The sequence below is a fragment of the Cellulomonas sp. URHB0016 genome, assembly GCF_054057935.1.
In genome coordinates this window covers 1,720,539-1,745,224 of record NZ_JBSRZU010000001.1, presented here as the reverse complement: position 1 = coordinate 1,745,224, position 24,686 = coordinate 1,720,539, and the positions used below count along the sequence as shown (strand labels likewise).

The window sequence follows — 24,686 nt, the reverse complement described above, 5'->3', positions numbered from 1 at the left end:
GCTACGGCCACGTGCCCAGCACCCGCGCCCGCGCTGGGCCTCAGGCGCAGGCGACGCACCTCGTGGCGGTCGGACGTGCCTCCAGACGGGCCGGCGGGATGCGGCCGCCGCAGCGCGCGCACGTGCCGTAGGTCCCGGCCTCCAGCCGCTCCAGCGCCGCGTCCACCTCGGCGAGCCGGCGGCCGGCGTCCCGGGCCAGCGCGTCGACCTGGGCCCGCTCGAAGGCGATGGTCGCGCCCTCCGGGTCGTGCTCGTCGTCCGCGTTGCTGTCCCGGGACGCGTCGACGACCGCGGCGTGCTCACGCCGCAGCGCGGCGAGTCGCTCCAGCGTCCCGGAGCGCAGGGCCAGCAGCCGGGTCAGTGCGTCGTCCGTCATCGACCGTCCTCAGCACCGGGACGCCGTCGCTCGCCCCGGGGTCCGTCCCAGCCCGGCGGCGCGCTTCGCGGCCGGTGCGCCCGGTAACCTGGAGCGTAGGACGTCCTTTACTTCTCTCACGACAGGGGTCTGCCGTGCCCACCGGCAAGGTCAAGTGGTTCGACACCGAGCGCGGCTTCGGTTTCATCGCCGGCGACGACGGCGGTGAGGTGTTCCTGCACGCGTCGGCGCTCCCCGAGGGCGTCGCCCCGAAGCCCGGCACCAAGGTGGACTTCGGCGTCGCCGACGGCCGCCGCGGCCCGCAGGCGCTGTCCGTCAAGATCCTGGACCCGCTGCCGTCGGTCGCGAAGGCCACCCGCAAGCCGGCCGACGACTTCGCCGTCATCATCGAGGACCTGATCAAGGTGCTCGACAAGGTCGGCAACGACCTGCGCCGCGGCCGCTACCCCGAGAAGGCCCGGGCCACGCAGTACGCGACGCTGCTGCGCGCGGTCGCCGACGACCTCGAGGCCTGACCATGGCTGCTGCGACGAAGGACGCCGTCCTGCGGTCGGCCGTGGACCTCGCGCGCGAGGTCGCCGTCGGCATCGCCGAGGACCCGGCGGACGTCGGCGAGTACCTCGGCCTGGCGGTCGAGGGGGAGCGCCTCGTCTCCCACCGTTTCGCCTGCACAGCGCGCGGCTACCGCGGCTGGGAGTGGACCGTCACGGTCGCGCGGGTGCCCCGCGGGCGGACCGCGACGGTGTGCGAGGCGGAGCTGCTGCCCGGCGAGGACGCGATCCTCGGCAAGGCCTGGGTCCCGTGGGCGGAGCGGTTGCAGCCCGGCGACATCGGCCCGGGGGACGTGCTGCCGTTCCGGCCGGACGACCCGCGGCTCGAACCCGGCTGGACGCCGTCGGGGGACCCGGAGCTCGACGAGGTCGCCATCGAGGAGCTCGCGCTCGCCCGGGTGCGGGTGCTCTCGCCGCAGGGCCGTGACGAGGCCGCCGAGCGGTGGTACCGCGGGTCCCACGGCCCGACGACGGCCGGTGCGCTCGCGTCGAGCGCCGCGTGCTACTCGTGCGGGTTCCTCGTGCCGCTGCAGGGGTCCCTCGGCACGGTCTTCGGCGTCTGTGCCAACGAGTGGTCGCCCGACGACGGCCGCGTCGTCAGCCTCGACCACGGGTGCGGGGCGCACTCCGAGACCGACGCGGGAGTGCTGCCCAGCGAGTGGCCGGCACCGGCGCCGCTGATCGACGAGATGCTGGTGGAGTCCGTCGACCGCGGTGAACCGCGCGGCAGGCGTGACCGGGCGGCGGCCGCCGCCGCGGCGGTCGCGCGGGACCTGCCGACCGGGGATGCGCCGGTCGCGGAGCTGGCGACGGAGGACGTGCCGGTCGAGGACGCGCCGGTCGAGGACGCGCCGGTCGCGGAGTTGGCGACGGAGGACGTGCCGGCCGAGGACGCGCCGGTCGAGGACGCGCCGGTCGCGGAGCTGGCGACGGAGGACGTGCCGGCCGAGGACGCGCCGGTCGAGGACGCGCCGGTCGGGGACGCGCCGGTCGCGGAGCTGGCGACGGAGGACCTGCCGGTGGGGGAGCGCCCGGCCCAGGATGCGCCGGCCGACGAGGCCCGGGCCGACGACGGGGCCGCCGACGGCCCTGCGACCGAGCCCGCCCCGGAGCAGTGACCCCCGACGCCTTCGGCACGGCGGCCCTGCGGGCCGCCGTGCTGCGGGCGTGGCGCGCCTCGCCGGCACGGCTGCGCGAGGACGCCAACACCGAGGAGGACCACGCCCGCGGGTACTACCGCGACCGGGTGCTCGTGGAGCTCGCGCAGAACGCGGCCGACGCCGCGGCGCGGACGGCGGTGCCGGGCAGGCTGCTGCTGCGGCTGGTGCACGCGGACGACGGCACGGTGCTCGTCGCGGCGAACACGGGCGCGCCGCTGGACGCCGAGGGGGTCGCGTCGCTGGCGTCGATGCGGGCGTCCTCGAAGCGGGCGGACGGGCGCAACCGGACCGTCGGCCGGTTCGGGGTGGGTTTCGCGGCGGTGCGGGCGGTGGCCGACGAGGTGTCGGTGCTGTCGACGACCGGCGGGGTGCGGTTCTCCGTCGCGGACACCGCCGAGCTGCTGGCGCAGGCGTCGGCGGACGTGCCGGCGCTCGCGGACGAGGTGCGCCGCCGGGACGGTCAGCTGCCCGCGCTGCGGCTGCCGCTCCCCGCCGACGGCCGGCCTCCCGCCGGCTACGACACGGCCGTGGTGCTGCGGCTGCGGGACGAGGTGGCCGCCGACGAGGTCCGGGGGCTGCTGCGGGACGTGGGCGACCCGTTGCTGCTCGGCCTGCCGGCGCTCGTCGAGATCCTCGTCGAGGACGTCACCTCCGACGCCCCGCCCCGACGGCTCGCGGACGTGGAGCAGCGCTGGGTCGTCGCCTCGGACGAGGGTGAGCTGCCGCTCGCGCTGCTCGCGGACCGGCCGGTGGAGGAGCGGTCCGCGCGGGACTGGCGGGTGGCCTGGGCGCTGCCGCGGCACGGCACCGACCCCGCCACGCGCGTGGTGCACGCGCCGACGCCCACGGACGAGCCGAGCAGCGTCCCGGCGCTCCTGGTCGCGACCCTCCCGCTCGACCCGACGCGCCGGCACGTCGCGGCCGGCCCGCTCACCGATGCGCTGCTCGACCACGCCGCCGACGTCTACGCCCGGCTCGCGACGGACGTGGCCGCCTCCGGTGGCGACGCCCTGGCGCTCGTCCCGACGGGTCTGGCGGCCGGGCCGCTCGACGGCGACCTGCGCACCCGGCTCGTCGACCGGCTCGCCCGCACACCGCTGCTGCGCCCCGCCGACGACCCGGACGACGACGGCGCCGACGGGCTCGTCGCGCCTGGCAACGCCGTGGCGCTGGTCGGTCCCGCCGGGCACGACGACCGGGCGCTCGCGGCCCTCGGCCGGCGCCTGGCCGGCCTGGTGCGCCTGCCTGCCGGCCGCGACGCGCAGGCACGCACGCTGGGCGTCGAGCTGCGCCCGCTCGCCGACGCCGTCGAGGACCTCCCGGGCGTGCTGGACGGCGACTGGCGTGACCTCTACGACGCGCTGACCGGGCTCGCCGCCGACCCCCAGGCCCGTGAGGCGCTCGGCGCGCTGCCGGTGCCGCTCGCCGACGGCCGCGTGGTCCGCGGCGCACGCGGCACGCTGGTGCTGCCCGGCGACCTGGCAGGCCGCCTGGGGCCGGAGGCGCTGCGCACGCTCGGCCGGTGGGGCGTCCGCGTCGTCGACCCGGACGCCGAGCACCCGGTGCTGCTGCGGCTCGGTGCCGAGGAGGCCGACGCCGCGGGGGTGCTCGCGCAGCCGGCGGTCCGGCAGGCGGTGCTGGCCCAGGCGGACGACGACGACCTGGTGACGGCGGACGAGGTGACCGAGGCGGTCCTGGCCGTCGTCGCGGCTGTCGTCGCGGCGGGGGCCCCTGACGACGACGCGCCGCCCCCGCCGTGGCTCGGCCTGCTCACGCTCGACGCGGCGGACGGCGAGCCCACCCCGGCGGACGGTCTCGTGGTCCCCGGCTCGGTGGCGTCGCGGCTGCTGGACGACCGCGTGATGACGCCCGTCGCGGTCGCCGTCCTCGAGCGGTGGGACGAGCGGACGCTCACGGCGGTCGGGGTCCGCGCCGACCTGGTGCTCGTGCGGGTCCACGACGTGCTGGCCGACCCGCTCGCGGTCGACCCGGACGCGTCGGACGACGCGGGGCTGGCCGCCCGGTCGCTCGACGGCTGGGAGGAGTACCTCGCGCATCTGGCGGGCCGGCTCGGTGGCGGCGCCTACCTCAGCGAGGTGACCGCGGTCGCGGACCTCGACGCGGTCGCCGACGGTGCCTGGTCGGACGTGCTCGCACGGGTCGCCGCGGTGCCCCGGCTGCGGCGCGCGCTCGTCGAGCCGGTGCGGGGCGAGTCCGGCGGGACGGCGCAGTCGTACTCGGCCTGGTGGCTCCGGGACAGGTCGGGCCTCGGGCTCGACGGCCCGTTCGGGATCGGCGGGGCGGTGGCCGGGGTCCTTCCTCCGGCACCGGACGCGCTCGCGGGCCTCGACGTGGGCGTGCAGCGTGCGCTGGGCGGGGTCGTGTCGTTCGACGAGCTCGACGGGGACGGCTGGAGCGTCCTCCTGGCCGGCTGGGGACCCGCCGGTCTGCCGGTCGCCCCCGACGTCGCGGTCGCGGTCTGGTCGGCGATGGCGCCCGACCGGCCGCCCGAGTTCGTGCCGGCGATCGTCGGGCCCGGCCGTGTGGCGCTCACCCATGCCGAGGATGCCGCCGTGGCCGGTGCGCCGATGTGGTGCCAGCGGACGGACGTGGCGGCGGTCGTCCCCGCGGCGGACCCGCGCACGGTGGCCGACCTGCTCGACCTGCCGCTCGTCGAGGAGCTCGCCGACGGCGTGGTCGGCGGCGACGCGGGCGAGACGGTCGACGTGCCGTCCGCGGTGCTGGCCGTGCTGCCCGGCGCGCCGGCGACGTGGCAGGAGCACGAGGACCTTCTCGTGGACGGCACGCCGGTGCAGTGGTGGGTCGAGGGGGATCGGGCCGGTGCGGTCGTGCACGCCGTGCACGTCGAGGGGCTGGCCGCCGGTCTGGCCCAGGCGGCCGGCCGGTGGGCCGACCGGCACGTCGTCGAGCTCCTGCTCGGCGACCCGGACCGGGCGGCGTCGATCGCGCTCGACCCGGCGTGGCGGGCTCCGCAGCAGAGCTGACGGCGACCGCCCGGCCCGCCCGACAGGCGTCGGGCCGCGGCCGAGTGGGGTCAGGCGCCCGCAGGTGTCGCGAGGGCGGTGGCCGTCGCGAGGGCCTCGGGGATGGCCGCGAGGTGGGTGTGGGCGACCTCGATGGGCTCGAAGCCCGCCGCGACGACGCCCGCGGTGTCGTTCTCCTCGTGCGCGAGGACGGCGGCCAGCACCGGGCCCAGCGGACCGGTCTGGTCCCGCAGGGCGTCGGCGATGGCGGCCGAGACGCCGGAGCGCTCGATGATCGACTCGACGTTGACCTGCAGGTGCGACGCGACCGCCGACAGCATGCCCACGGTGTAGCCGGCGTCCGAGTTGGTGAGCCGCGCGACGGTGAGCGCGCGGGTCAGGACCGACCACAGGGGAGCGATGGTGGGGGACTGCGCGTCGACGACCGACGCCATCGCGAGCGCGAACAGCTGGCGCGGGCCGACCAGGACCACGGCCTGCCGCACGGAGTCGACGTGCCGGCGCACGCCTGTCGCGCTGGAGTTCACGAGGTGCAGCACCCGCATGGTGAGCTCGGGGTCCACACCGATGACGCGGACCACGGCGTCCTGGTCCGGGTACTCGGCACTGAGCAGCCGGACGAGCTCGAGGCACTGGACCTGTCCCGCGGACAGCGGCCGGTCGGGGGCCTCGGCCCGGCGCCGCTCGAACATGGGTCCCTGGAGCAGCTCCGCGCCGGTCGCCAGCGCCTGGTCGATCCGCTCACGGTTGTCGGCGCGCTCCGCGATGACGGTCGCACCCGCGCCCATGGCGCGCTCGACGATGTCGGCCAGGTCGTCGCCCGCGCGCACCACGTCGACCTTGACGTAGTCGGCGAGGTTGAGCAGCCGGTCGTGCCGGGCGGAGCCGGTGTACTCGCCGATCGCGAGCCCGTAGCCGCCCATCTTGAGCGTCGCGAGACGGTCGTAGGCGTCCGGGCGCAGCGACAGCGCGGCGGGGATCTCGAGCACCAGGCCGTTGCCGGCGTACGGGATGTCGCCCTCGTCGAGGAAGATGCGCCGGGTGGCGCGCAGCAGCAGGAGCTTGTCGCCCGTCAGCAGGTCCGGGTCGAGGATCGTGTACTGGGCGTCGATGAGGTGGTCCGCGCGGTCCGGCGGCTCCTCGGTCCCGTCGGCGGCGAGTACGACGCCGCGGACCGCGTACCCGAAGACGGAGCGGTCCGGGTGCACGACCGGCTGGCGGTGGATGACCGCGGCGCCGACGCGTGTGGTCGGTTCGTCCAGTGCAGGCATGGTGCTCCCCAGATGGCGGTGACTTCTGTCCTTCACCATCGGCAGCGTCAGCGCTCCGATGAGAAGAAGACGGCGGGAACGCCCGGTCAGCCGACCGGTGCGCGCAGGGGCCAGTCCTCGTCGAGGACCGACTGGACGGCGCGACCCGTGCGGCGGTCCACGAGGACCGGCGCGAGCAGGTTGGCGGTGGGTGCCGAGTCGCCCGTCCCGGGGTGCACCACGACGAGGAGGACCACGTCCGCAGGGTCGGTGTGCTCGCCCAGCGAGGACGCGTCGACGACCGGCTGGTAGTCCGGGAAGTACAGCGTGGGGCTGACGACGAACAGGCGCACCTCGCGCGCCGACTCGTCGCCGTCCGGGACGGAGCGCAGCGCGAACAGCGTGGCGGCGTCGTCGAGGGCGTCGAGGGCGTAGTGCGTGCGGCCGGGCAGCCCGGGGATCGGCTCGACGAGGTGCAGGTCTGCCGGCACGTCGCATGTGCTGCCGGCGACGGCGACGCGGACGGTCTCGGGTGCGAGGTTCATCGGAGGAAGTCCATCAGACTCGGCTGCAGGACTTTGGCCGCCGCGCCGAGCGCGCCCTGATATGCGACCTCCTGCATCTGCAGCCCGAGGATCGTCTGGGCGAGGTCGATGTCCTCGATGCCGGACAGCTGGGCCTGGGTGGTGAGCTGGCTGCCGGTGATGTTGCTCAGCGCGGTGGACATCTGGTTCTGCCGGGCGCCGACCGCGGCGACCTCGGTGAGCATGGACTCCATGCGGTCGTCGATCGCGGCGAGGTGCTGCGTCGGGTTGCCGCCGGCGCGGAGCGTGGCCGAGAGCTTGTCGAGCAGGGCGAACACCGAGCCGGCTCCGTCGCCGAACACGGCCGAGCCGTCCGCGTCGACGCGGACGGTCGTCGCCTCGCTCACGCGGCGCTCGACGGTGCTCCCGGCCGAGCCGCTCCACGCGTAGGTCGACTTGTCGAACGCGGTGCTGGCGTTCGACGTGCCGGCGAACACCGAGCGACCGACGTAGGTGGTGTTGGCCTGGTCGACCATCATGTCGCGGATGCCGTCGATCTCGGACGCGAGCGCGTCCCGCGAGGTCTGGCCCATGCTCCCGTTGCCACCCTGGACGGTGAGGTCGCGCGCCCGGCGCAGCGAGCCGAGCGACGCGACGATCGCGGAGTCGACCGTGGTGAGCCACGAGTCGCCGTCGCTGGCGTTGCGGGCGTACTGCGTGAGGGCACGGTCGTCGCCGCGCAGCCGCAGGATGTCGGAGGCGCCGGCGGGGTCGTCGGAGGGGACGTTGATCTTCTTCCCGCTCGACATCTGCGCCTGGAGCTTCGCCATCGTCGAGAGGTTGCCCTGCAGGTTGGCCAGCGTCTGGCGCTGGACTGTCTGGTGGGTGACGCGGGGGATCATGGTGACTACCTTCCGACCAGGCCGGTGCGGTTGATGAGGGTGTCGAGCATCTCGTCGACGGCGGACATGACGCGCGCGGCGCCCTCGTAGGCGCGCTGGAACGCGAGCATGTTGACGGTCTCCTCGTCGGTGTCGACGCTGGTGGCCGCGAGCTGCTGCTGCTGTGCGGTGGCGCGGGCGGCCTCGGCGACGTTGGCCCGGGAGCCGGCGCTGGCGGTGCGGACGCCGAGCTCGACGACGGTCGCGCTCCAGGTCGCGTCGGGGCCGGCGGTGGAGGTGCCGAGCCTGGCCAGGAGGTCGCCGACCGAGCCGTCGAGCGCGCCCGAGCCGGGAGCGGCGACGGCGAGGTCGGCCGGGTCGGTGATCGCGACCTTCATGCCCATGGCCGGCGAGCGGCCGGCCGTGAACGTGAAGACGTCCGTGCCGGCGGCGCCCGCGACGGTGACACCGGTCTTGTGCAGGGTGTTCACCTGCGTGGCGATGGTCGTCGCGAGGGCGTCGTACCGGGCGGCGGCCTCCGTGAGGATGCCGCCGGTGCCCGTCTTGTCGGGCGGGGCGAGGACCGACAGGAGACCGGCGACCCGGCCGCCGTCGAGACCCACCTGCTGTGTGGGGCGCTCGGCCCAGACGATGCTGACGGGCTGGCCGGGCGTCGAGCTGTCACCCGTCGCCTGGGAGAACACCTGTGCGCCGGTGATCGCGACGGGATGGGGACGGGCGCCGCTCACGAGCGCGTTCCCGGCCACCAGGACGTCGACCTGCCCGTCGGGACGCACGGACGTGGTCGCGCCGACGAGCGAGGAGAGCCGCGTGACGAGCAGGTCGCGCTGGTCGGCGAGCTCGTGGGCGGTGGCGCCCGAGTTGGTGATCCCGAGGATCCGCTCGTTCAGGTCGGCCACCTCCCCTGCCGCCGTGTTGACCTCGTCGACGAGCGCGGACGTGGTGGTGCGGGCCTGCGTCCACTGCGTCTGCGCGGAGGAGTACAGGGTCTGGATGCGGTCGGCGACCGCCTTGGAGTTCTCGAGGAGCACGGCGCGCGCCGAGCCCTTGTCGGGGGTGTTGCTCACGTCGCCCCAGGCGCCCCACATGGCCGACAGCTGTGAGGACAGCCCGTCGGTGCTGGGCTCGCCCACGCTCGCCTCGAGGGTCACGTACGCCTCGGCGCGGGCCTGCAGGTAGCTGGTGCCGCCGGTCTGGGTGCGCAGCCGGGCGTCGATGAACCTGTCACCGAGCCGCTCGATGCCGGACACGCGGGTGCCCTCGCCGGTGCCGCCCGGCACGGCGAACATCGACGGGAGCTGCGCCGCGGGCAGGGACGACAGGGTCGCCCGCTGGCGCGTGTAGCCGACGGTGTTGGAGTTGGCCACGTTCTGGCCGGAGACCTCGAGGGCCTGGCGCTGGGCGATCAGGGAGCTCAGCGCGGTGCTGAGGCCGGAGAAGGTGCTCATGGGGGACGGGCTCCTCAGAAGGTGCGGTCGACGAGCTGCGCGACGCGCTCGGAGGGGGTGGACTGGCCGGTGACGTCGTAGGTGCTGACGTCCTGCAGCGACGCGAGCGTCTCCTGCGTGGCGCGGTGGGACATGGCGAGCAGCTCGCGGTTGCCGTCGGCGAGCTGGCCGATCTCGGCGCTCAGGGTGGCGAACGCGTGCCGGTGGGCGCGCAGCAGCTCGTCCCACGGGGCGGGGGCGTGCTCGGCGAGCAGGGCGAGGGGAGAGCCCGGCAGCAGACCGAGCTCCTGTGCGGCGGTGTCGGCGGCGATGGCGCGGCCGAGCTCGGCGCTGCGGATCTCGTCCAGCACCGTCTCGACCTCGCGGGTCGCGTGGGAGAGCCAGCGCGAGCGTCCGCTCGTCAGGATCATCTGCTCCTCCTCGAGCTTGAACAGCAGCAGCTCGAGCAGGTTCCTCTGGTGCCACAGCACCTCGGAGAGCCCGTTGAGGGGCATGGGGGGTCCTCCCAGTCCGGCGGTTCACGCCTGGTGGCTCGGTGGCCGGTGGCGCGTATGACTGAGGTATCGGCGTGGTGCGCCGGTTCATGACGAATTCCTGGAGGATCGTCCGCCGGACGGACCCTCGAACCGCTTCCGGGCGCTGTCTGCGGATGGGACCGTTTCCACCCGCCGGGCACCTCATGTGATCTGCGTCACACTTCCTGCCTGGGTGCCAGCACCCAGGCAGCCATTTCACAATTTCGCACCGGTTTGCCTACCAGGCCCACGGTGCTGCGCGAAATCGACACACCGACGGGCCTCAAGGCCGAGTCCTGGACGACCGACCGACTGAGAGTGATGAGCCACACTGAGACGCCCGAGACGCCCGAGCAGCTGGTCCTCCAGAACCTCCCGCTTGTCGGCTATGCCGTCAGCGAGCTGCTGCACCGCGTGCCCCCGACGGTCTCCCGCGACGAGCTCGCCTCGGCCGGCAGCCTCGCCCTCGTCCTCGCGTCACGCGCCTACGACCCGTCGACCGGCGTGCCGTTCGCGCGCTACGCCTCGCTGCGTATCCGCGGCGCGCTCGTCGACGAGCTGCGCTCCATGGACTGGGCGTCGCGGGGTGCGCGGCACCGTGTCCGGGAGCTCACCCAGACCACCGAGCGGCTCACCGCGACGCTCAAGCGCCGCCCCACGCGCGAGGAGCTGGCGGACGCGCTCGGCACCGACGTGCGCACCGTCGACGCCGCCGCCCGCGACGCCGAGCGCCGCGTCCTGTCCATGGACGCGACCGAGGGCGTCGGTGCCACGATGGTCGCCGAGCCCGGCGCCGGCCCGGAGGAGGCACTGCTCATCGGCGAGCAGCACCGCTGGCTCGGTGCCGCCGTGCAGTCCCTTCCCGAGCGGCTGCGCGTCGTGGTCGAGGGCATCTTCCTGCACGACCGCACCGTCGCCGAGATCGCCGACGAGCTCGGTGTCACGCAGTCCCGCATCAGCCAGCTGCGCACCGAGGCCCTCGGCCTGCTGCGCGACGGCATGAACGCCGGCCTCGACCCCGACCTCGTCAGCGCGCCCGAGCGGCCGGACGGTGTCGCCGAGCGTCGCCGTCAGAGCTACTTCGCGGCCGTGGCCGCCCGTGCCGCCCTCGCGACCGCCGTACCGGCGTCCGCCCGCCTGTCCGGTGTCCCGACGCAGCGCAGCACCGTCGCTGCGGCCGACGACGCCCGCACGCCGGTTGTCACCCGGACGGCCTGAAAAACTCGTCGCAGAAATCCTCACAGCCCGTCGGCGCTGCCGATAGGAGGGTCAAGCCCACGGATGGGCGGCTTTGACCCTACACATGGAGGAGAACGACGATGGGTCTCTCGATCAACCAGAACATTGCGGCCACCAACGCGTACCGCAACCTGAGCAACACGCAGAACGACCTCAGCAAGTCGCTGGAGAAGCTCTCGTCCGGCTTCCGCATCAACCGCGCTGCGGACGACGCGGCCGGCCTGGCGATCTCCGAGGGCCTGCGCTCGCAGATCGGTGGCCTCAAGGTCGCCGTCCGCAACGCCCAGGACGGCATCTCCGTCGTCCAGACCGCTGAGGGTGCGCTCACCGAGTCGCACGCCATCCTGCAGCGCATGCGTGACCTCGTGGTCCAGGCCGGCAACTCCGGCTCGGTCGACTCCAACGCGAAGGCCGCCATCCAGACCGAGGTCGACCAGCTCAACTCCGAGCTGACCCGCATCTCGGACACCACGCAGTTCAACGGCCAGAAGCTGCTCGACGGCTCCTACAACGGCACCGTCGGCACGTTCCAGGTCGGCGCCAACGGCGGCGAGACGATCTCCGTCACGGCCATCAGCGACCAGGACGCGACCGGCCTCGGCACGGACGCCGTCGACGTCACGGGCACCTCGTACGACCCGACGACGGACCTCGGCCTCATCGACACCGCGATCAAGTCGGTCTCCACCACCCGTGGCGACCTCGGTGCCGTGCAGAACCGTCTCGACCACACGGTCAAGAACCTGAACGTCGCCGTGGAGAACCTGTCCGCGTCGGAGTCCCGCATCCGCGACACCGACATGGCGTCCGAGATGGTGTCGTTCACGCGCTCGCAGATCCTGTCGCAGGCCGGCACGGCGATGCTCGCGCAGGCCAACCAGATCCCCCAGGGCGTTCTCCAGCTCCTGCGCTGATCTGACCGGTGACTCACCCCTGATCGGGGTGGCCACCACCTAGTACGCCGGTGGCGGGCGGCCCACAAGCCGCCCGCCACCGGCGCACCACCTGCACGACCACCCGCACCACCAGGGCCCGACCGGCCCACGCACCACTACCCGGGTCCACGACCCGACGACGAGCAGGAGCGATCGCGCATGGCCACGTTCGGCATCGACGGGCTGGCTTCCGGCCTCGACACCACGAGCATGATCAACCAGCTCATGCAGATCGAGTCCACGCCGCAGACGCTGCTCAAGAGCAAGCAGACCGCGACCACCAACCTCGCGACCGCGCTGCAGACGCTCAACACGAAGGTCGCGTCGCTCAAGGACGCGGCCACCAAGGCCGCGACAGCGACGTCGTGGAGCGCCACCAAGGCCACCGCCTCCGCGGAGTCCGTCACCGCGACGACGACGACCGCGAGCACCCCCACCGAGCTGACGTTCCGCGTCGACGCGCTCGCCGCGAGCCAGGTCTCGCTCGCCGACTACTCGAAGCTGCCCGCCGCGGGCAGCCCGCTCACCTTCCGCGCCGGCGACGGCACGATCACCGAGGTGACCGTCGGTGCCGACGCCGCCGCGACGGCCCGCGCCATCTCGGCGTCCGGCGCCGGCATCAACGCCGTCGCCGTGACCGTCGGCGGCACGACCCGGCTGCAGCTCACGTCGACCGCGAGCGGTGCCGCCCACTCCTTCACCGCCTACGCCGGGACCAAGGACGAGGTGGCGGCCGACAGCGCGCCGGCGGTGCCGCTCGTCGAGACCCGTGCAGCCTCGGACGCGAAGCTCACGCTGTGGGCCGGTTCCGCTGCCGAGCAGCCGGTCTCCTCGTCGAGCAACACGTTCTCGAACGTGCTCTCCGGCACGTCCATCACGGTCTCGAAGGTCGAGGCAGACCCGGTCACGCTCACCGTCTCGCGCGACGCAGCGGCCGTCACGTCCCTCGCATCCGGCCTCGTCGGCGGCCTCAGCGTCGTCCTCGGCGAGATCACGTCGCGCACCGCGAAGACGACGACGACTGGCTCGGACGGCCGCACGGTCGTCACGGGCGGCCTGTTCTCCGGCGACTCCGGCATCCGCGGGCTGCAGCAGCAGCTCCAGTCGGCGGTGTCGTACCCGGTCGACGGGACGTCGCCCTCGGCCGTCGGCATCGTGATCGGCCGGGACGGCGCGTTCACGTTCGACGAGAAGAAGTTCGCCGCGGCGCTCGCGGCCGACCCGGACAAGGTGCAGAAGGTCGTCTCGGCCCTCGCGCAGCGCGCCGCCGACGTCGCGAAGTCCGCGTCGGACCCGGTCGACGGCACGCTCACCAACCAGATCTCCGGCAAGCAGAAGGCCGCACGCGAGCTCGGCGGCCAGATCGACGCCTGGGACACCCGCCTCGAGGTGCGCCGACAGGGCCTGGAGGCGACCTACTCGGCGCTCGAGGTGTCGCTCTCGGGCCTCCACTCGCAGTCGAACTGGCTCGCAGGCCAGCTCTCGTCGCTCCCCAAGTACTGACCGGAAAGGAGACCACCATGACGGACATCCGCTCGCGCTACATGACCGACGCCGTCGCCACGGTCGGTCCCGCACGCCTCCTGACGATGCTGTACGACCGCATGCTCGTCGACGTCGACCGTGCGGTCGAGGCGCTCGTCGCCGGTGACGTGGTCGTCGGCCGCGGCCACCTGCAGCACGCGCAGGAGATCGTCGCCGAGCTCATGGTCAGCCTCGACGAGGGTGCCTGGGCGAGCGGCACGCAGCTCATGTCGATCTACAAGTTCCTGTTCACGGAGCTGATCGACGCGGCCACCCACGGCGACGTGGACAAGGCGCGCGCGTGCCGGGGTCTCGTCGCACCTCTCGCGGAGGCGTGGCACGAGGCCGCCCGTAGCCTCTCGGCCGCCGACGTCCCGACACAGCCGTCCGCACCCGCCGCCGAGACCGCCACGTCGGTCGGCCTGCTCGGCGTCGGCTGACATGACCACCGATCTGGCGCGGCCGGCGGGCAACGACGCCCGCTGGCTCGACGCCTGGGCGGCGGCGCTCGACGCGTTGGAGCTCGACGTCGTCGCGGCGGAGGACCTGCTCCGCACCGCACACCTCACCAGCGTCCAGGACGTGGCGGTCGCCAGCGCGTGGCACCCACCGACGACGCTCGGCCCGCTGCCGGCCGCCCTGCACGTGCGGGCGTCCGCGGTCCTCGAACGCCAGCTCGACGTCGCCCGGCGCACCGCCGAGGCGCTGGCCTACTCCCGCCGGCACCTCGCGGCGGCCGACCTGGCCCGCCCGCGGCCCCTCGAGGCCCCCGTCTACGTGGATGAGCAGGCCTGACGCAGCCCCTGCGTCACGCGGCCACGAAAAGTTCGTCCCAACCTCTCATGCCTGGGGGCCCGCCTCCGATGGGAAGCATGAGCACGGATCGCTCGCGCAGCAGGCCACGGATCGGCCGACTTCTTCCTCTTCCGTGAGGTGTGCCTGTCATGGGCTTGTTCGACTCCGTGGCGTCCGTCGCGCTCAACAGCGCGCTCGACGGCCTCGCGCTGCGCCAGCGGGTGATCGCCGACAACGTCGCGAACATCCAGACCCCGGGCTACCACGCCCGCCGCGTCCAGTTCGAGGACGCCCTGACGAAGGCGGTCAGGCACGGTGACGGCGCCGCACAGGCGACCACCGCCCGGTCGCTCGAGCCGACCCGCGAGGACGGCAACAACGTCAACCTCGACAGCGAGACGCTGCTCAACGTCGACACCAACCTGCGCTACCAGCTGGCGACGCAGGCCGCGTCCGCGCAGTTCTCCACCCTGCGCGCAGCGATGAGGACCTCCTGATGACCATCTTCGGCGCGATCGGGATCGCGAGCACCGGGCTCACGGTGCACCGCAAGTGGCTCGACGCGGTGAGCGACAACCTCGCCAACGTCAGCACCGTCCGGGCGACCTCCGAGGAGGCGTTCAAGCAGAAGTACGTGATCGCCGCGGAGAGCGCCGGCGAGAACCAGGGCGTCCAGGTCGCCGGGACCCTCGAGGGCAGCGGCGAGGGCCGCCTCGTCTTCGAGCCCGACCACCCGCTGGCCGACGAGCAGGGGTACGTGCGTTACCCCGACATCGACATGGCCAGCCAGATGACCCAGCTGATGATGGCGCAGCGCGGCTACCAGGCGAACGCCGCGGTGGTCGACCGTGCCAAAGAGACCTACCAGGCCGCACTGCAGATCGGACGCTCCTGATGACCTTCGCCGTCGCCCCCGTCCAGGCCGCCTCGGCCGTGACCCCGGGCCTGCCCACCGCGCCCGTCGCCGACCCCACGTCCGGTGACCGCTTCGCCTCCGTGCTGAACGGCGTCGACAGCCTCCAGCAGCTCCAGTCCACGTCGAACGACCTGGCCGTCAAGGCGGTCACCGGTGACCTCGACGACGTGCACGACTACACGATCGCCGCCGCCGAGGCGTCCACCGCGATCGAGCTGACCTCCGCCGTGCGGAACAAGGCCGTCGAGGCGTTCAACGAGATCATGCGGATGCAGGCCTGATGCCCCCCCAGCTCCAGGCGGCCCTCGAGAAGGCCACCACCGCGATCAAGGCGTTCACCGTCGCCCAGCGCACGCTCGCCGTCATCGGCGTGGCCGTCGTGGTGCTCGGCGGGTTCGCGCTGTCCAGCTGGATGGCACGCCCCACGCTGAGCCCCCTGTTCACCGGCCTGTCCGGCTCCGACGCGAGCGCCGTCGTGGACCAGCTCACGTCCGACGGCGTCAAGTACGAGCTCGCCGACGGCGGGTCCACCGTGCTCGTGCCCGCCGACGCCCTGTACTCGGAGCGCATCAAGCTCGCCGCCGCCGGTCTGCCGACCAACGCGGACGGTGGCGGCTACTCGCTGCTCGACGACATGCCGATGACGTCGTCCGAGTTCCAGCAGCAGAAGACGTACCAGCGGGCGATGGAGGGCGAGCTCGCCAAGACCATCTCCGCGATCGACGGTGTCGAGGCCGCGACCGTCAAGCTCGCGATCCCCGAGGAGAGCGTGTTCGTCTCCGAGAAGTCCGACCCCACCGCGTCGGTGTTCGTCCGGACCAAGCCGGGCGTGGCGCTGTCGCTGGACCAGGTCCAGGCCGTCGTCCACCTCGTGTCCGCCGGCATCGACGGCATGAAGCCGACCGACGTCGCCGTCGTCGACTCCACCGGCGAGGTCCTCTCGGCCGTGGGCACCGGCACCACCGGCGGCGTCGCCGGCCAGGAGGCCAGCGACTACGAGGTCCGCGTGCAGGGTGCCGTCCAGGCCCTCCTCGACCGCGTCGTCGGTCCGGGCAAGTCCGCCGTGACCGTCACCGCGCAGGTCGACCAGTCGCAGAAGGACACCACCGTCGAGCAGTTCTCGGCGACCCCCGACACGCCCCCGCTCTCGTCGTCCACCACGTCCGAGGAGTACAGCGGCAGCGGCTCCACCGGCGCCGCCGGCGTGCTCGGACCGGACAACATCGCCGTCCCCGGCGGTGGCGCGGGCACCGACGGCTCGTACAAGTCCACCACCGAGGACAAGACGAACGCCGTCAACAAGAGCACCGAGGTCACGCACGCCGGGCCGGGGGCGATCGAGCGGCAGTCCGTCGCCGTCGTCATCGACGCGAAGGCCGCCGCCCCGCTCGACATGACGGCACTGCGTGCCACGATCGCCGCCGCGGCGGGCATCGACGCGACCCGCGGCGACACCGTCGCGGTCCAGGCCGCCCCGTTCGACGCGACCCAGGCCACCGCCGCCCAGGACGCTCTTGCGGCCGCCGACAAGCTGGCCCAGACCAAGCGCCAGGACGAGCTCGTCAAGCAGGCGGCGATCGGCGCCGCGGTGCTGCTGCTCCTGCTCTCGATCGCCGTGGCCATGGCCCGCCGGTCCCGCCGGGCCCGTCGCACCGCGCTCGACCTGGGCGAGCTGCCCGTGCTCGGTGAGGGTGGCCGTCGGGGCATCGAGGGCATCGACCTCGACGCCCTGCCCGAGCTGCCGCCAGGTCCGCTGCACGACGAGGACAGCCTGATCACCCGCAAGCGTGCGGAGATCTCCGCGCTGGCCGACGACCAGCCCGCCGAGGTCGCCGACCTGCTGCGCGGCTGGCTCGCACCCTCCGGCCCGGGGCGGCGCTGATGGCCACGCTCACCGGCACCCAGAAGGCCGCGATGCTCCTGCTCCAGCTGGGGCGCGAGCGGGCCGCCCGCGTCATGTCGCAGCTCGACGTCAACGAGATCGAAGAGCTCACCGCCGAGATCATGCGGCTCGAGCGGGTCGACCAGGGCATGGCCGACGAGGTCCTCGAGGAGTTCTACGAGGTCTCCGTCATCGGACCCGGCGTCAACGGCGGTCTCGGTCTCGCGGAGCACCTGCTCGTCGCGTCGCTCGGTGCCGAGCAGGCCGGGCACATGCTCGAGCGCCTCCAGACGAGCCTCGCCGGCCAGCCGTTCGAGTTCCTGCAGCAGGCCGACGCCCGTCAGGTCGTCTCCCTGCTGAGCAGCGAGCACCCGCAGGCGATCGCCCTGGTGCTCGCGCACCTGCGGCCCGACCACGCGTCGCAGATCCTCGCGGGCTTCGACCCCGAGCTGCAGGCGGACGTCGCGCACCGGATCGCGATCATGGAGCGCGCCAACCCGGACGTCGTGAGCGTCATCGCCGACCAGCTCCAGCGCAAGGCGTCGACCGTGCTCGCCCCGCGCGAGCTCGCCGCCGTCGGTGGTGTGCAGCCGCTCGTCGAGATCATCAACCGCGCCGACCCCGGCACCGAGAAGGCGATCCTCGAAGGCCTCGAGGCCCGGGACGTGGAGCTCGCCGAGGAGGTGCGCAGCCGGATGTTCGTGTTCGGCGACATCGTGCTCCTCGAGGACCGCGCCATGCAGCTCGTGCTGCGGCAGGTCGAGACGGCCCAGCTGTCCGTCGCCCTCAAGGGCGTCAGCGAGGGCGTCCGGGACACCGTCATGCGGAACCTGTCGGAGCGGGCGCGCGAGAACCTGGTCGAGGAGATCGACCTGCTCGGGCCCGTGCGCCTGTCGCTCGTCGAGGACGCGCGTGCCTCGATCGTGCAGGTCATCCGCCGGCTCGAGGAGAGCGGTCAGATCCTGATCCGTCGCGAGGGAGAGGACGAGTTCGTTGCCTGAGTCCTTCGTGCCGCACGCCCACCCGGCCGCCGCGCCCACCCGGGCGCGGTTCCGGCCGTCCGAGATGGCCGCCGGCGCCCTGCCCACGCAGTTCCGCCCGAACGCCGCCGACGAGGCGCCGCCCACGGTCGTGGCCTTCCAGCCCGCGCCGATCGGCGGGACCCGCGCGGTCGACCGTGCCGCCAGCGAGGCAGCGCGCGCCGAGGGCTTCGCCGCCGGCTTCGCGGCCGGTGCCCGCGAGGCCGCCCGGGTCGCCGAGCAGCACGCCCGGGAGGCGCTCGCCGCCCGGCTCGCCCGGGAGTCCGACGCGGCTGCGGAGACCACCCGCGCGCTCGACGTGCTCGCGAGCTCCGCGGCCGCCGCGCGCTCGCGCACCGAGCCCGTCGTCGCGGACCTGCAGGACCGTCTCCAGCGTGCCGCGCTGGAGCTCGCCGAGGCGCTGCTCGGCGCCGAGCTCGCCGACCACGACAGGTCCGCCCGTGCTGCGCTGGCCCGCGCGCTGCGGCACGCCGACGGCATCGAGGACGTGACCGTGCGGCTGCACCCGAGCGACCTCGCCGCGCTGCGGGCAGGCGCCGCGGACGTGCCGCGGGACGGCGTCGTCCTCGTCGCGGACCCGACCCTGGTCCCCGGTGACGCGGTCGCCGAGCACGCGGACGGCTACCTCGACGCCCGGCTGACCACTGCGGTGGCCCGGGCGCGCAAGGCTCTCGGTGGCGCGCACGACGGGGTGCACGCTGCCGGGACCGACACGTCGGCCTCCACGCCCGAGGCCGCACCCCAGCAGGGGGCCGCCCGGTGACGGCCGTCCTCACCGACTGGGACCGCGCGCTGGCCGCGACGGCCCCCGAGGTCGTCGGCACGGTCAAGGCCGTCGTCGGCCTCACCGTCGAGGTCCTCGGTACGGGCGCCGCCGTGGGCGAGCTCGTCCGCATCGGCGACGACGTGCTCGCGGAGGTCGTCGCCACCGACGGCCCGACGGCCCGGTGCATGCCGCTCGGCCCGACCGTCGGCCTCCGGGCAGGCATGCCGGTCCGTCCGCTGCGTGAGGCGCTCTCCGTGCCCGTCGGCACCGGGCTGCTCGGCCGGGTGCTCGACGGCCTGGGCCGTCCGATCGACGGCCGCGGGCCGCTGCGCGCGGACGCCTGGGTGCCGGTCGCCGGCAGCGCGCCGCACCCGCTCGAGCGGAGCCGGGTCGACACGCCGCTCGACCTCGGCGTGCGCGTGCTCGACACCCTCGTCACCGTGGGCCGGGGCCAGCGTCTCGGCCTGTTCGCCGGGTCCGGCGTCGGCAAGTCCAGCCTGCTGTCGATGATCGCGCGCGGCACGGACGCCGAGGTGTCCGTCATCGCGCTCGTCGGCGAGCGTGGCCGTGAGGTCCGGGAGTTCCTCGAGGACGACCTCGGCCCCGAAGGGCTCGCCCGGTCGGTCGTCGTCGTCGCGACGTCCGACCAGCCGCCGCTCGTGCGCCTGCGCTCGGCGTTCGTCGCGACCCGGATCGCCGAGCACCTGCGCGACACCGGGGCGCACGCCGTGCTGATGATGGACTCGCTCACCCGCGTCGCGATGGCGCAGCGCGAGATCGGCCTCTCCGTCGGCGAGCCGCCCGCGACCCGCGGGTACCCGCCGAGCACGTTCGCGCTGCTCGCCCAGCTCCTGGAGCGCGCGGGCACCGGCGCGACCGGCTCGGTCACCGGCCTGTACACCGTCCTCGTGGACGGCGACGACCACAACGAGCCCATCGCCGACGCGGCGCGCTCCATCCTGGACGGGCACGTGGTCCTGGACCGCCGGCTCGCCGTCGCGGGCCACTTCCCGTCCGTGGACGCGCTCGCCTCCATCAGCCGTGTCGCCGGACGCGTCACGAGCGCCGAGCAGCGCGACGTGGCCCGCCGGCTCCGGACCGTCATGGCGGCCCGCCGCCAGGCGCAGGACCTGCTCGACGTCGGTGCCTACGTCGCCGGCTCCAACCCCCTCGTCGACGCCGCCGTCACCCACGGCCGCGCGATCGACGCGTTCCTGCAGCAGGGCATGGACGACGTGGTGCCCGCCGACCAGGCATGGGCCCACCTCACCGCGCTGGTCGGCGCGCTCGGGGACGTCTCATGAACCGCCGCTTCCCGCTCGCCGGGCTGCTCCGCGTCCGCACCATGGCCGAGGACCGTGCCGCCGCCGAGCTCGCGTCGGCGCGCCGGGACGAGCGGGCCGCGGCCGGCCTCGCCCGGTCCACGCAGGACCGGCTGGGGGAGTCCCACATGCCGACGGTCGCCGAGGGACGCGCGTTCCAGGCCGCCGTCGCGAGCCGCGTCGCCCTCGCGTCGATGCTCGTGGAGCACCGTGCCACCGCGGTCGCCGCGCAGGAGGAGACCGATCGCCGCACCGAGGTGTGGACCGACGCCCGGCGCCACGTCCGGGCGATCGAGCGCCTCGAGGAGCGGCACGACGACATGGTCCGGGTGGAGGACGCCCGTGCCGAGCAGCTGGTGCTCGACGAGGTCGCCGGACGGCGGGCCGCCGGGCAAAGGAGGACAGACGCATGAGTACCGACGGGATCCAGGCCGTGCAGGCCCGCATGGCCGAGCTGCGCGCGCTCGTCAGCGCCCCCGTGGCGAGCACGGCGGTCGCGGCACCGGCGGGCACCGCCTCGACGTCCACCGACTTCGCGACGACCCTCGCCGCGCTGACGGACGCCGAGCCGTCGCCCTCGCAGGGGGCGACCGGCCAGTCGCTGCTCGCCGCGGCCGAGAAGTACATCGGCACGCCGTACGTGTGGGGTGGCGAGTCGCTCGACGAGGGCGGCCTGGACTGCTCCGGCCTGGTGCTGCGGTCGCTGGCGGACGTCGGGGTGAACGACGTGCCGCGCGTGGCCCGTGACCAGATGTCGCTCGGCACCGCCGTGCCGTCGCTCGACCAGGCGCTCCCGGGTGACCTCCTCGTGTTCGGCGGAGGCACGCACATCGCGATCTACGAGGGGGACGGGAAGATGATCGACGCACCCAAGCCGGGTGGGAAGGTGGGCATCCGCGACGTGTGGGCGACCCCCACCGCGATCCGCCGGATCCTCCCGCAGGAGTCCGCGGGCCCCGACCTGGCCGCACAGGTCCGGTCCGTCGTCGGCTCGTCGGCCGGCGCGTCCTCGGCGACGCAGCGGGCGCAGCTCAACATGCTCGCGTCGCTCGGCACGAACCTCGGCGGCGCAGGCGCCGGCGCCGGTGCGTACGGCACGACGGCGGCGGCCTCGTGAGCGGCGCCGCCCTCGCCGTGGCGCGACCGGGTGCCCCGGCGCAGCGCACGAGCCCCGACCACCGGCCCGACCCCGCCGCGGGCGACGCGTTCGCCCGCGCGCTCGGTGCCGCACACGACGGCGACCCGCGACCTGACCGGCTCGCGTCCGGCCCGGCGCGGCGGGACGTCGCCGACCGCACCGACCGCGCCGACCGCACGGCGGACCGGGCCGGCAGGGCCGATCGCACGGACCGGGCCGCCCGCGCGGCGGACCGGGCCGCCCGCACCGCGGACCGCGCCGACCGCACGGCGGACCGCGCCGATCGCACGGCGGACCGCGCCGATCGCACCGCGGACCGCGCAGACCAGGCCGACCGCACCGTGGACCGGGCCGACGCCGACCGCTCGGCGACGACGGTCCGCGACTCGTCCGACGTCCCCGGCTCCGGCGCGCCGGGCACCGAGGGCGCCGGTACGTCGGCCACCCCCGCCGCGTCGGACGCGGCTGGTACCGCCGCCTCGACGGTGACGTCGACGATGACCGAGGCCGCGGCGTTCGCCATGCTCGTGGTGTCCCCGGGCACCGCCACCGCGGCGGCCACGGCGACCACGCCCGCCGCCCCGACCGCATCCGCCGACGAGCTCGCGTCGGTCGGCGGCACGACGGTCGCCGGCCCGGCCGCGGGATCCCGGACCGCCGAGGCGGCAGGTACGCCCGCCGAGCCGGCGGTGCCGGTGGGGGAAGCTCCGGCCTCCTCCGCGTCGGTCGCCACGGCGTCCGTCCCCTCGACGTCGGCCCCCACGGCGTCGGCCCCCACGGCGTCGGCCGCCTCCGCGTCGGCCGGAACCGCCGCGGCACCCACCGCCGCGGAGCCGGCAGGACCTGCCGTCGCAGCCACAGGACCGCAGGACCGTGCCCACGGGACGCACGGAACGACCTCCGTCCCCGCCGGTGCGGCCGCCGGTGCGACCTCGACCGACCCGCAGGCCGCACCTGCCGCGACCTCGATGCCGGACGCGGTGCCCACGGTGCCGTCGTCCGCACCGGGCGCAGCCTCCACGGCCTCCGTGCTCCCGGCGCTCCCGGCGCTTCCCGCCACGCCGGTCAGCCCGGCGACGGCACCCGCCGCCCCGGCGGCAGCGGCACCCGCCGCGGCGCCGACGCCCGCGCCGCTCGCCGAGCAGCTCGGTGCACGGCTCACGCAGCTCACCGGCCTGTCGCACGGCCGGCACGTGCTCACCGTCCCGGTCGACCCGGAGCACTTCGGTCCGGTGCGGGTCGTCGCCCACATCGGGCCGGAGGCAGTCCGGGTCGAGCTCGTCGGCGGCACCGACGCCGCGCGTGAGGCTCTGCGCGGGTCGTTGGCCGACCTGCGGCGCGACCTGGCGTCGAGCGGCGTGCAGGTCGACGTCGGCGGCGGCAGCGAGCCGGGCGGCCGCGACCGGCAGCCCGGCGGCACCTCGTCGGGCGGACCAGCGCCCGGGCCACGCAGCGAGCGCGCCGCCGCGCCGGCCCTCGTCCCGGTCCACGGCCCGCCGGGTCGCAGCACCGGCCTGGAGCTCGACCTGTGACCCGCACCCCCACCCCCACACCGACGCCCACCACGGAGGCATCATGAGCATCGACGTCTCGTTCCTCGGCGGCACGGGTGCCGCAGGAGCGACCGGCACGAACGGGAGCACCCCGTCCAAGGACCTCGACAAGCAGGCGTTCCTGGATCTGCTCGTCGCGCAGCTGCGCAACCAGGACCCGAGCAGCCCCATGGACTCCTCGCAGCTCATGCAGCAGACCACGCAGCTGTCCGTGATGGAGAGCCTCGTGCAGCTGTCCAAGACGCAGAGCGAGTCGTTCGCGCTGCAGATGCGGACCTCCGCCGCCGAGCTCGTCGGGCAGCAGGTCACCTGGACCGACGCCGACGGCGCCGACCACACGGGTGTGGCGTCCGCGGTCTCCTACGCCGGCCCCGTGCCCATGGTGAAGATCGGTGACGAGGACGTCAGCCTCGACTCCGTCTCCGCCGTGACCGCCCCGGTGACCGACCCCGTCACCGCCCCCGCCTCCTCCGCCTGATCCTCTGCTCGACCACCCGAAGGGAACCCCCTCATGCTTCGTTCGCTCTTCTCCGGCATCAGCGGTCTGCGCAGCCACCAGACCATGCTCGACGTGACCGGCAACAACATCGCCAACGTCAACACCACCGGCTTCAAGTCGTCGCAGACCCAGTTCCAGGACACCCTCAGCCAGGTGGTCCAGAACGCGGGCGCGCCGCAGGCCGGCACCGGTGGCACGAACCCGGCGCAGGTCGGCCTCGGCGTGCGCGTCGCGGGCATCACCACGAACTTCACGCAGGGCGCCTCGCAGATGACCGGGCGCAGCACCGACATGATGATCCAGGGCGACGGCTTCTTCGTGGTCCGCAAGGGCCCCGAGACGTACTACACGCGCGCCGGGTCGTTCGACTTCGACTCGACCGGTCAGATGGTCCTCCCGGGCGAGGGCGCCCTGGTGCAGGGCTGGGCGGCCGTCAACGGCGTCGTCGACACCAACGGGCCGCTCAGCGACCTGCGCGTGCCCGCCGGTGCGCTCATGGCCGCCGTCGCCACGACGTCCGCGACGTACGAGGGCAACCTCGACGCGGCGGCCGCGGACGGCACGATCCTCAACCGCACGATCGACATCTACGACGCCACGGGCGCGCCCCGCGAGCTGGAGCTCACGTTCACGAAGACCGCGGGCGTCTGGTCGGTCGAGGGCGTCGACGGTGCCACGACCACGGGCCCCCAGGCCATGACGTTCGCCGCGAACGGTGCGCTCACCACGCCGACGACGCTGGCGGTGGGCGGTACGACCGTCGACATCTCCGCTCTCACCGGCTTCTCCGGTCTCGACACCGTCAAGGCCAAGACGCAGGACGGCCAGGCGGCGGGCACGCTGCTGTCGTTCGCGCTCGGTGCCGACGGCACGATCACGGGTGCGTTCAGCAACGGCCTCAAGCAGACCGTCGGCAAGCTCGCCCTCGGCTCGTTCACCAACCCGGCGGGCCTGGAGAAGGCCGGTGGCTCCCTGTTCCGCACCGGCGTGAACTCGGGCGACGCCCAGGTCGGCGCGGCCGGCACCGGTGGCCGCGGCTCGCTCGCGGGCGGCGCCCTCGAGATGTCGAACGTGGACCTGTCCAGCGAGTTCACCAGCCTGATCATCGCCCAGCGCGGTTTCCAGGCGAACAGCCGCGTGATCACCACGTCGGACGAGGTGCTGCAGGAGCTCGTCAACCTCAAGCGCTGACCCACGGCCGTCCACGCGGCTCTGCGACGACGAGCCCGACCTCCCCGCGAACACCGGGAGGTCGGGCTCGCGTCATGTCCGGGAGCCGCCGCGCACGCGTGGGCGACGGCCGGCGGCCACGGTCCGCCGCGGCCGCCGGCCACGTCCGGCGTCGC

Annotated in this window: 26 protein-coding genes; 20 read left to right on the top strand and 6 right to left on the bottom strand. The window is 74.4% G+C overall.

Going from position 1 to position 24,686, the window contains the following annotated elements; translation table 11 throughout:
• Window positions 1-40 precede the first annotated feature (40 nt).
• Complete coding sequence (locus ACVW07_RS08175; RefSeq protein ID WP_456818750.1) at window positions 41-376, bottom strand: TraR/DksA family transcriptional regulator; 336 nt, start codon at window positions 374-376, stop codon at window positions 41-43.
• A 134-nt stretch (window positions 377-510) separates the two neighbouring features.
• Between ACVW07_RS08175 and ACVW07_RS08170 the strand changes: the two genes are divergently transcribed.
• From ACVW07_RS08170 to ACVW07_RS08160, 3 genes are read left to right on the top strand one after another with little or no spacing between them, the layout of a single operon-like run.
• A complete protein-coding gene (locus ACVW07_RS08170) occupies window positions 511-891 on the top strand; it encodes a cold-shock protein (RefSeq protein ID WP_456818749.1) in 381 nt (126 codons plus the stop codon).
• A 2-nt stretch (window positions 892-893) separates the two neighbouring features.
• A complete protein-coding gene (locus ACVW07_RS08165; RefSeq protein WP_456818748.1) occupies window positions 894-2,045 on the top strand; it encodes a DUF3027 domain-containing protein in 1,152 nt (383 codons plus the stop codon).
• The gene (locus ACVW07_RS08160) at window positions 2,042-5,092 is read left to right on the top strand and encodes a sacsin N-terminal ATP-binding-like domain-containing protein (RefSeq protein ID WP_456818747.1); all 3,051 of its coding nucleotides are present in this window, start codon (window positions 2,042-2,044) and stop codon (window positions 5,090-5,092) included. The genes ACVW07_RS08165 and ACVW07_RS08160 overlap by 4 nt, the downstream gene beginning before the upstream one ends.
• 50 nt (window positions 5,093-5,142) lie before the next feature.
• Here the strand turns inward: ACVW07_RS08160 and ACVW07_RS08155 are convergent, their stop codons facing one another.
• From ACVW07_RS08155 to flgN, 5 genes are all read right to left on the bottom strand, one after another.
• Window positions 5,143-6,363, bottom strand: a complete 1,221-nt coding sequence (locus ACVW07_RS08155) for an EAL and HDOD domain-containing protein (protein ID WP_456818746.1) — start codon at window positions 6,361-6,363, stop codon at window positions 5,143-5,145.
• 86 nt (window positions 6,364-6,449) lie between these two features.
• Window positions 6,450-6,887, bottom strand: a complete 438-nt coding sequence (locus ACVW07_RS08150) for a flagellar assembly protein FliW (protein WP_456818745.1) — start codon at window positions 6,885-6,887, stop codon at window positions 6,450-6,452.
• A complete protein-coding gene (flgL, locus tag ACVW07_RS08145; RefSeq protein WP_456818744.1) occupies window positions 6,884-7,768 on the bottom strand; it encodes a flagellar hook-associated protein FlgL in 885 nt (294 codons plus the stop codon). Before flgL ends, ACVW07_RS08150 begins: the two co-directional genes overlap by 4 nt.
• Window positions 7,769-7,773: 5 nt before the next feature.
• Complete coding sequence (gene flgK / locus ACVW07_RS08140; protein ID WP_456818743.1) at window positions 7,774-9,216, bottom strand: flagellar hook-associated protein FlgK; 1,443 nt, start codon at window positions 9,214-9,216, stop codon at window positions 7,774-7,776.
• Between the two features lie 14 nt (window positions 9,217-9,230).
• Window positions 9,231-9,710, bottom strand: a complete 480-nt coding sequence (gene flgN, locus ACVW07_RS08135; RefSeq protein WP_456818742.1) for a flagellar export chaperone FlgN — start codon at window positions 9,708-9,710, stop codon at window positions 9,231-9,233.
• A gap of 342 nt (window positions 9,711-10,052) precedes the next feature.
• Here flgN and ACVW07_RS08130 point away from each other — a divergent pair, with 342 nt between their 5' ends.
• The 17 genes from ACVW07_RS08130 (at window position 10,053) to ACVW07_RS08050 (ending at window position 24,531) form a co-directional block, all read left to right on the top strand.
• Window positions 10,053-10,949 carry a sigma-70 family RNA polymerase sigma factor gene (locus ACVW07_RS08130; protein ID WP_456818741.1) on the top strand — a complete coding sequence of 299 codons (897 nt, stop codon included), beginning with the start codon at window positions 10,053-10,055 and terminating at the stop codon, window positions 10,947-10,949.
• Window positions 10,950-11,050: 101 nt separating this feature from the next.
• Window positions 11,051-11,884: a flagellin N-terminal helical domain-containing protein gene (locus ACVW07_RS08125; RefSeq protein WP_456818740.1), complete on the top strand. Its 834-nt coding sequence runs from the start codon at window positions 11,051-11,053 to the stop codon at window positions 11,882-11,884.
• 180 nt (window positions 11,885-12,064) lie between these two features.
• Window positions 12,065-13,408 carry a flagellar filament capping protein FliD gene (gene fliD / locus ACVW07_RS08120; protein WP_456818739.1) on the top strand — a complete coding sequence of 448 codons (1,344 nt, stop codon included), beginning with the start codon at window positions 12,065-12,067 and terminating at the stop codon, window positions 13,406-13,408.
• Between the two features lie 17 nt (window positions 13,409-13,425).
• The gene (locus ACVW07_RS08115) at window positions 13,426-13,869 is read left to right on the top strand and encodes a flagellar export chaperone FliS (protein ID WP_456818738.1); all 444 of its coding nucleotides are present in this window, start codon (window positions 13,426-13,428) and stop codon (window positions 13,867-13,869) included.
• A 1-nt stretch (window position 13,870) separates the two neighbouring features.
• On the top strand, window positions 13,871-14,224 hold the full coding sequence (locus ACVW07_RS08110) for a hypothetical protein (protein ID WP_456818737.1): 354 nt from the start codon (window positions 13,871-13,873) through the stop codon (window positions 14,222-14,224).
• Between the two features lie 155 nt (window positions 14,225-14,379).
• A complete protein-coding gene (locus ACVW07_RS08105; RefSeq protein WP_456821051.1) occupies window positions 14,380-14,721 on the top strand; it encodes a flagellar basal body rod protein FlgB in 342 nt (113 codons plus the stop codon).
• Window positions 14,721-15,119 carry a flagellar basal body rod protein FlgC gene (gene flgC, locus ACVW07_RS08100; protein WP_456818736.1) on the top strand — a complete coding sequence of 133 codons (399 nt, stop codon included), beginning with the start codon at window positions 14,721-14,723 and terminating at the stop codon, window positions 15,117-15,119. Before ACVW07_RS08105 ends, flgC begins: the two co-directional genes overlap by 1 nt.
• The gene (gene fliE, locus ACVW07_RS08095; RefSeq protein WP_456818735.1) at window positions 15,119-15,421 is read left to right on the top strand and encodes a flagellar hook-basal body complex protein FliE; all 303 of its coding nucleotides are present in this window, start codon (window positions 15,119-15,121) and stop codon (window positions 15,419-15,421) included. The genes flgC and fliE overlap by 1 nt, the downstream gene beginning before the upstream one ends.
• Complete coding sequence (fliF, locus tag ACVW07_RS08090) at window positions 15,421-17,022, top strand: flagellar basal-body MS-ring/collar protein FliF (protein ID WP_456818734.1); 1,602 nt, start codon at window positions 15,421-15,423, stop codon at window positions 17,020-17,022. The genes fliE and fliF overlap by 1 nt, the downstream gene beginning before the upstream one ends.
• Window positions 17,022-18,023: a flagellar motor switch protein FliG gene (fliG, locus tag ACVW07_RS08085; protein ID WP_456818733.1), complete on the top strand. Its 1,002-nt coding sequence runs from the start codon at window positions 17,022-17,024 to the stop codon at window positions 18,021-18,023. Before fliF ends, fliG begins: the two co-directional genes overlap by 1 nt.
• The gene (locus tag ACVW07_RS08080) at window positions 18,016-18,825 is read left to right on the top strand and encodes a FliH/SctL family protein (RefSeq protein ID WP_456818732.1); all 810 of its coding nucleotides are present in this window, start codon (window positions 18,016-18,018) and stop codon (window positions 18,823-18,825) included. Before fliG ends, ACVW07_RS08080 begins: the two co-directional genes overlap by 8 nt.
• The gene (locus tag ACVW07_RS08075) at window positions 18,822-20,132 is read left to right on the top strand and encodes a FliI/YscN family ATPase (protein WP_456818731.1); all 1,311 of its coding nucleotides are present in this window, start codon (window positions 18,822-18,824) and stop codon (window positions 20,130-20,132) included. Before ACVW07_RS08080 ends, ACVW07_RS08075 begins: the two co-directional genes overlap by 4 nt.
• Entirely contained in the window at window positions 20,129-20,563 is a 435-nt protein-coding gene (locus ACVW07_RS08070; protein ID WP_456818730.1) for a flagellar export protein FliJ, read from the top strand. Before ACVW07_RS08075 ends, ACVW07_RS08070 begins: the two co-directional genes overlap by 4 nt.
• The gene (locus tag ACVW07_RS08065) at window positions 20,560-21,267 is read left to right on the top strand and encodes a C40 family peptidase (RefSeq protein WP_456818729.1); all 708 of its coding nucleotides are present in this window, start codon (window positions 20,560-20,562) and stop codon (window positions 21,265-21,267) included. The genes ACVW07_RS08070 and ACVW07_RS08065 overlap by 4 nt, the downstream gene beginning before the upstream one ends.
• Window positions 21,264-22,820, top strand: coding sequence for a flagellar hook-length control protein FliK (locus tag ACVW07_RS08060; RefSeq protein WP_456818728.1), 1,557 nt, complete (start codon window positions 21,264-21,266; stop codon window positions 22,818-22,820). Before ACVW07_RS08065 ends, ACVW07_RS08060 begins: the two co-directional genes overlap by 4 nt.
• 43 nt (window positions 22,821-22,863) lie before the next feature.
• Window positions 22,864-23,319 carry a flagellar hook assembly protein FlgD gene (locus ACVW07_RS08055; protein ID WP_456818727.1) on the top strand — a complete coding sequence of 152 codons (456 nt, stop codon included), beginning with the start codon at window positions 22,864-22,866 and terminating at the stop codon, window positions 23,317-23,319.
• A 33-nt stretch (window positions 23,320-23,352) separates the two neighbouring features.
• A complete protein-coding gene (locus ACVW07_RS08050; RefSeq protein ID WP_456818726.1) occupies window positions 23,353-24,531 on the top strand; it encodes a flagellar hook protein FlgE in 1,179 nt (392 codons plus the stop codon).
• Window positions 24,532-24,686: the final 155 nt, after the last annotated feature.

What these genes read in the sequence shown, in the direction of transcription:
- ACVW07_RS08175 (WP_456818750.1), bottom strand. Translation starts at nt 376, where the DNA reads ATGACGGACGACGCACTGACCCGGCTGCTGGCCCTGCGCTCCGGGACG.
- ACVW07_RS08165 (WP_456818748.1), top strand. Translation starts at nt 894, where the DNA reads ATGGCTGCTGCGACGAAGGACGCCGTCCTGCGGTCGGCCGTGGACCTC.
- ACVW07_RS08155 (WP_456818746.1), bottom strand. Translation starts at nt 6,363, where the DNA reads ATGCCTGCACTGGACGAACCGACCACACGCGTCGGCGCCGCGGTCATC.
- ACVW07_RS08150 (WP_456818745.1), bottom strand. Translation starts at nt 6,887, where the DNA reads ATGAACCTCGCACCCGAGACCGTCCGCGTCGCCGTCGCCGGCAGCACA.
- flgL (WP_456818744.1), bottom strand. Translation starts at nt 7,768, where the DNA reads ATGATCCCCCGCGTCACCCACCAGACAGTCCAGCGCCAGACGCTGGCC.
- flgK (WP_456818743.1), bottom strand. Translation starts at nt 9,216, where the DNA reads ATGAGCACCTTCTCCGGCCTCAGCACCGCGCTGAGCTCCCTGATCGCC.
- flgN (WP_456818742.1), bottom strand. Translation starts at nt 9,710, where the DNA reads ATGCCCCTCAACGGGCTCTCCGAGGTGCTGTGGCACCAGAGGAACCTG.
- ACVW07_RS08130 (WP_456818741.1), top strand. Translation starts at nt 10,053, where the DNA reads ATGAGCCACACTGAGACGCCCGAGACGCCCGAGCAGCTGGTCCTCCAG.
- ACVW07_RS08125 (WP_456818740.1), top strand. Translation starts at nt 11,051, where the DNA reads ATGGGTCTCTCGATCAACCAGAACATTGCGGCCACCAACGCGTACCGC.
- fliD (WP_456818739.1), top strand. Translation starts at nt 12,065, where the DNA reads ATGGCCACGTTCGGCATCGACGGGCTGGCTTCCGGCCTCGACACCACG.
- ACVW07_RS08115 (WP_456818738.1), top strand. Translation starts at nt 13,426, where the DNA reads ATGACGGACATCCGCTCGCGCTACATGACCGACGCCGTCGCCACGGTC.
- ACVW07_RS08110 (WP_456818737.1), top strand. Translation starts at nt 13,871, where the DNA reads ATGACCACCGATCTGGCGCGGCCGGCGGGCAACGACGCCCGCTGGCTC.
- flgC (WP_456818736.1), top strand. Translation starts at nt 14,721, where the DNA reads ATGACCATCTTCGGCGCGATCGGGATCGCGAGCACCGGGCTCACGGTG.
- fliE (WP_456818735.1), top strand. Translation starts at nt 15,119, where the DNA reads ATGACCTTCGCCGTCGCCCCCGTCCAGGCCGCCTCGGCCGTGACCCCG.
- fliF (WP_456818734.1), top strand. Translation starts at nt 15,421, where the DNA reads ATGCCCCCCCAGCTCCAGGCGGCCCTCGAGAAGGCCACCACCGCGATC.
- fliG (WP_456818733.1), top strand. Translation starts at nt 17,022, where the DNA reads ATGGCCACGCTCACCGGCACCCAGAAGGCCGCGATGCTCCTGCTCCAG.
- ACVW07_RS08070 (WP_456818730.1), top strand. Translation starts at nt 20,129, where the DNA reads ATGAACCGCCGCTTCCCGCTCGCCGGGCTGCTCCGCGTCCGCACCATG.
- ACVW07_RS08065 (WP_456818729.1), top strand. Translation starts at nt 20,560, where the DNA reads ATGAGTACCGACGGGATCCAGGCCGTGCAGGCCCGCATGGCCGAGCTG.
- ACVW07_RS08055 (WP_456818727.1), top strand. Translation starts at nt 22,864, where the DNA reads ATGAGCATCGACGTCTCGTTCCTCGGCGGCACGGGTGCCGCAGGAGCG.
- ACVW07_RS08050 (WP_456818726.1), top strand. Translation starts at nt 23,353, where the DNA reads ATGCTTCGTTCGCTCTTCTCCGGCATCAGCGGTCTGCGCAGCCACCAG.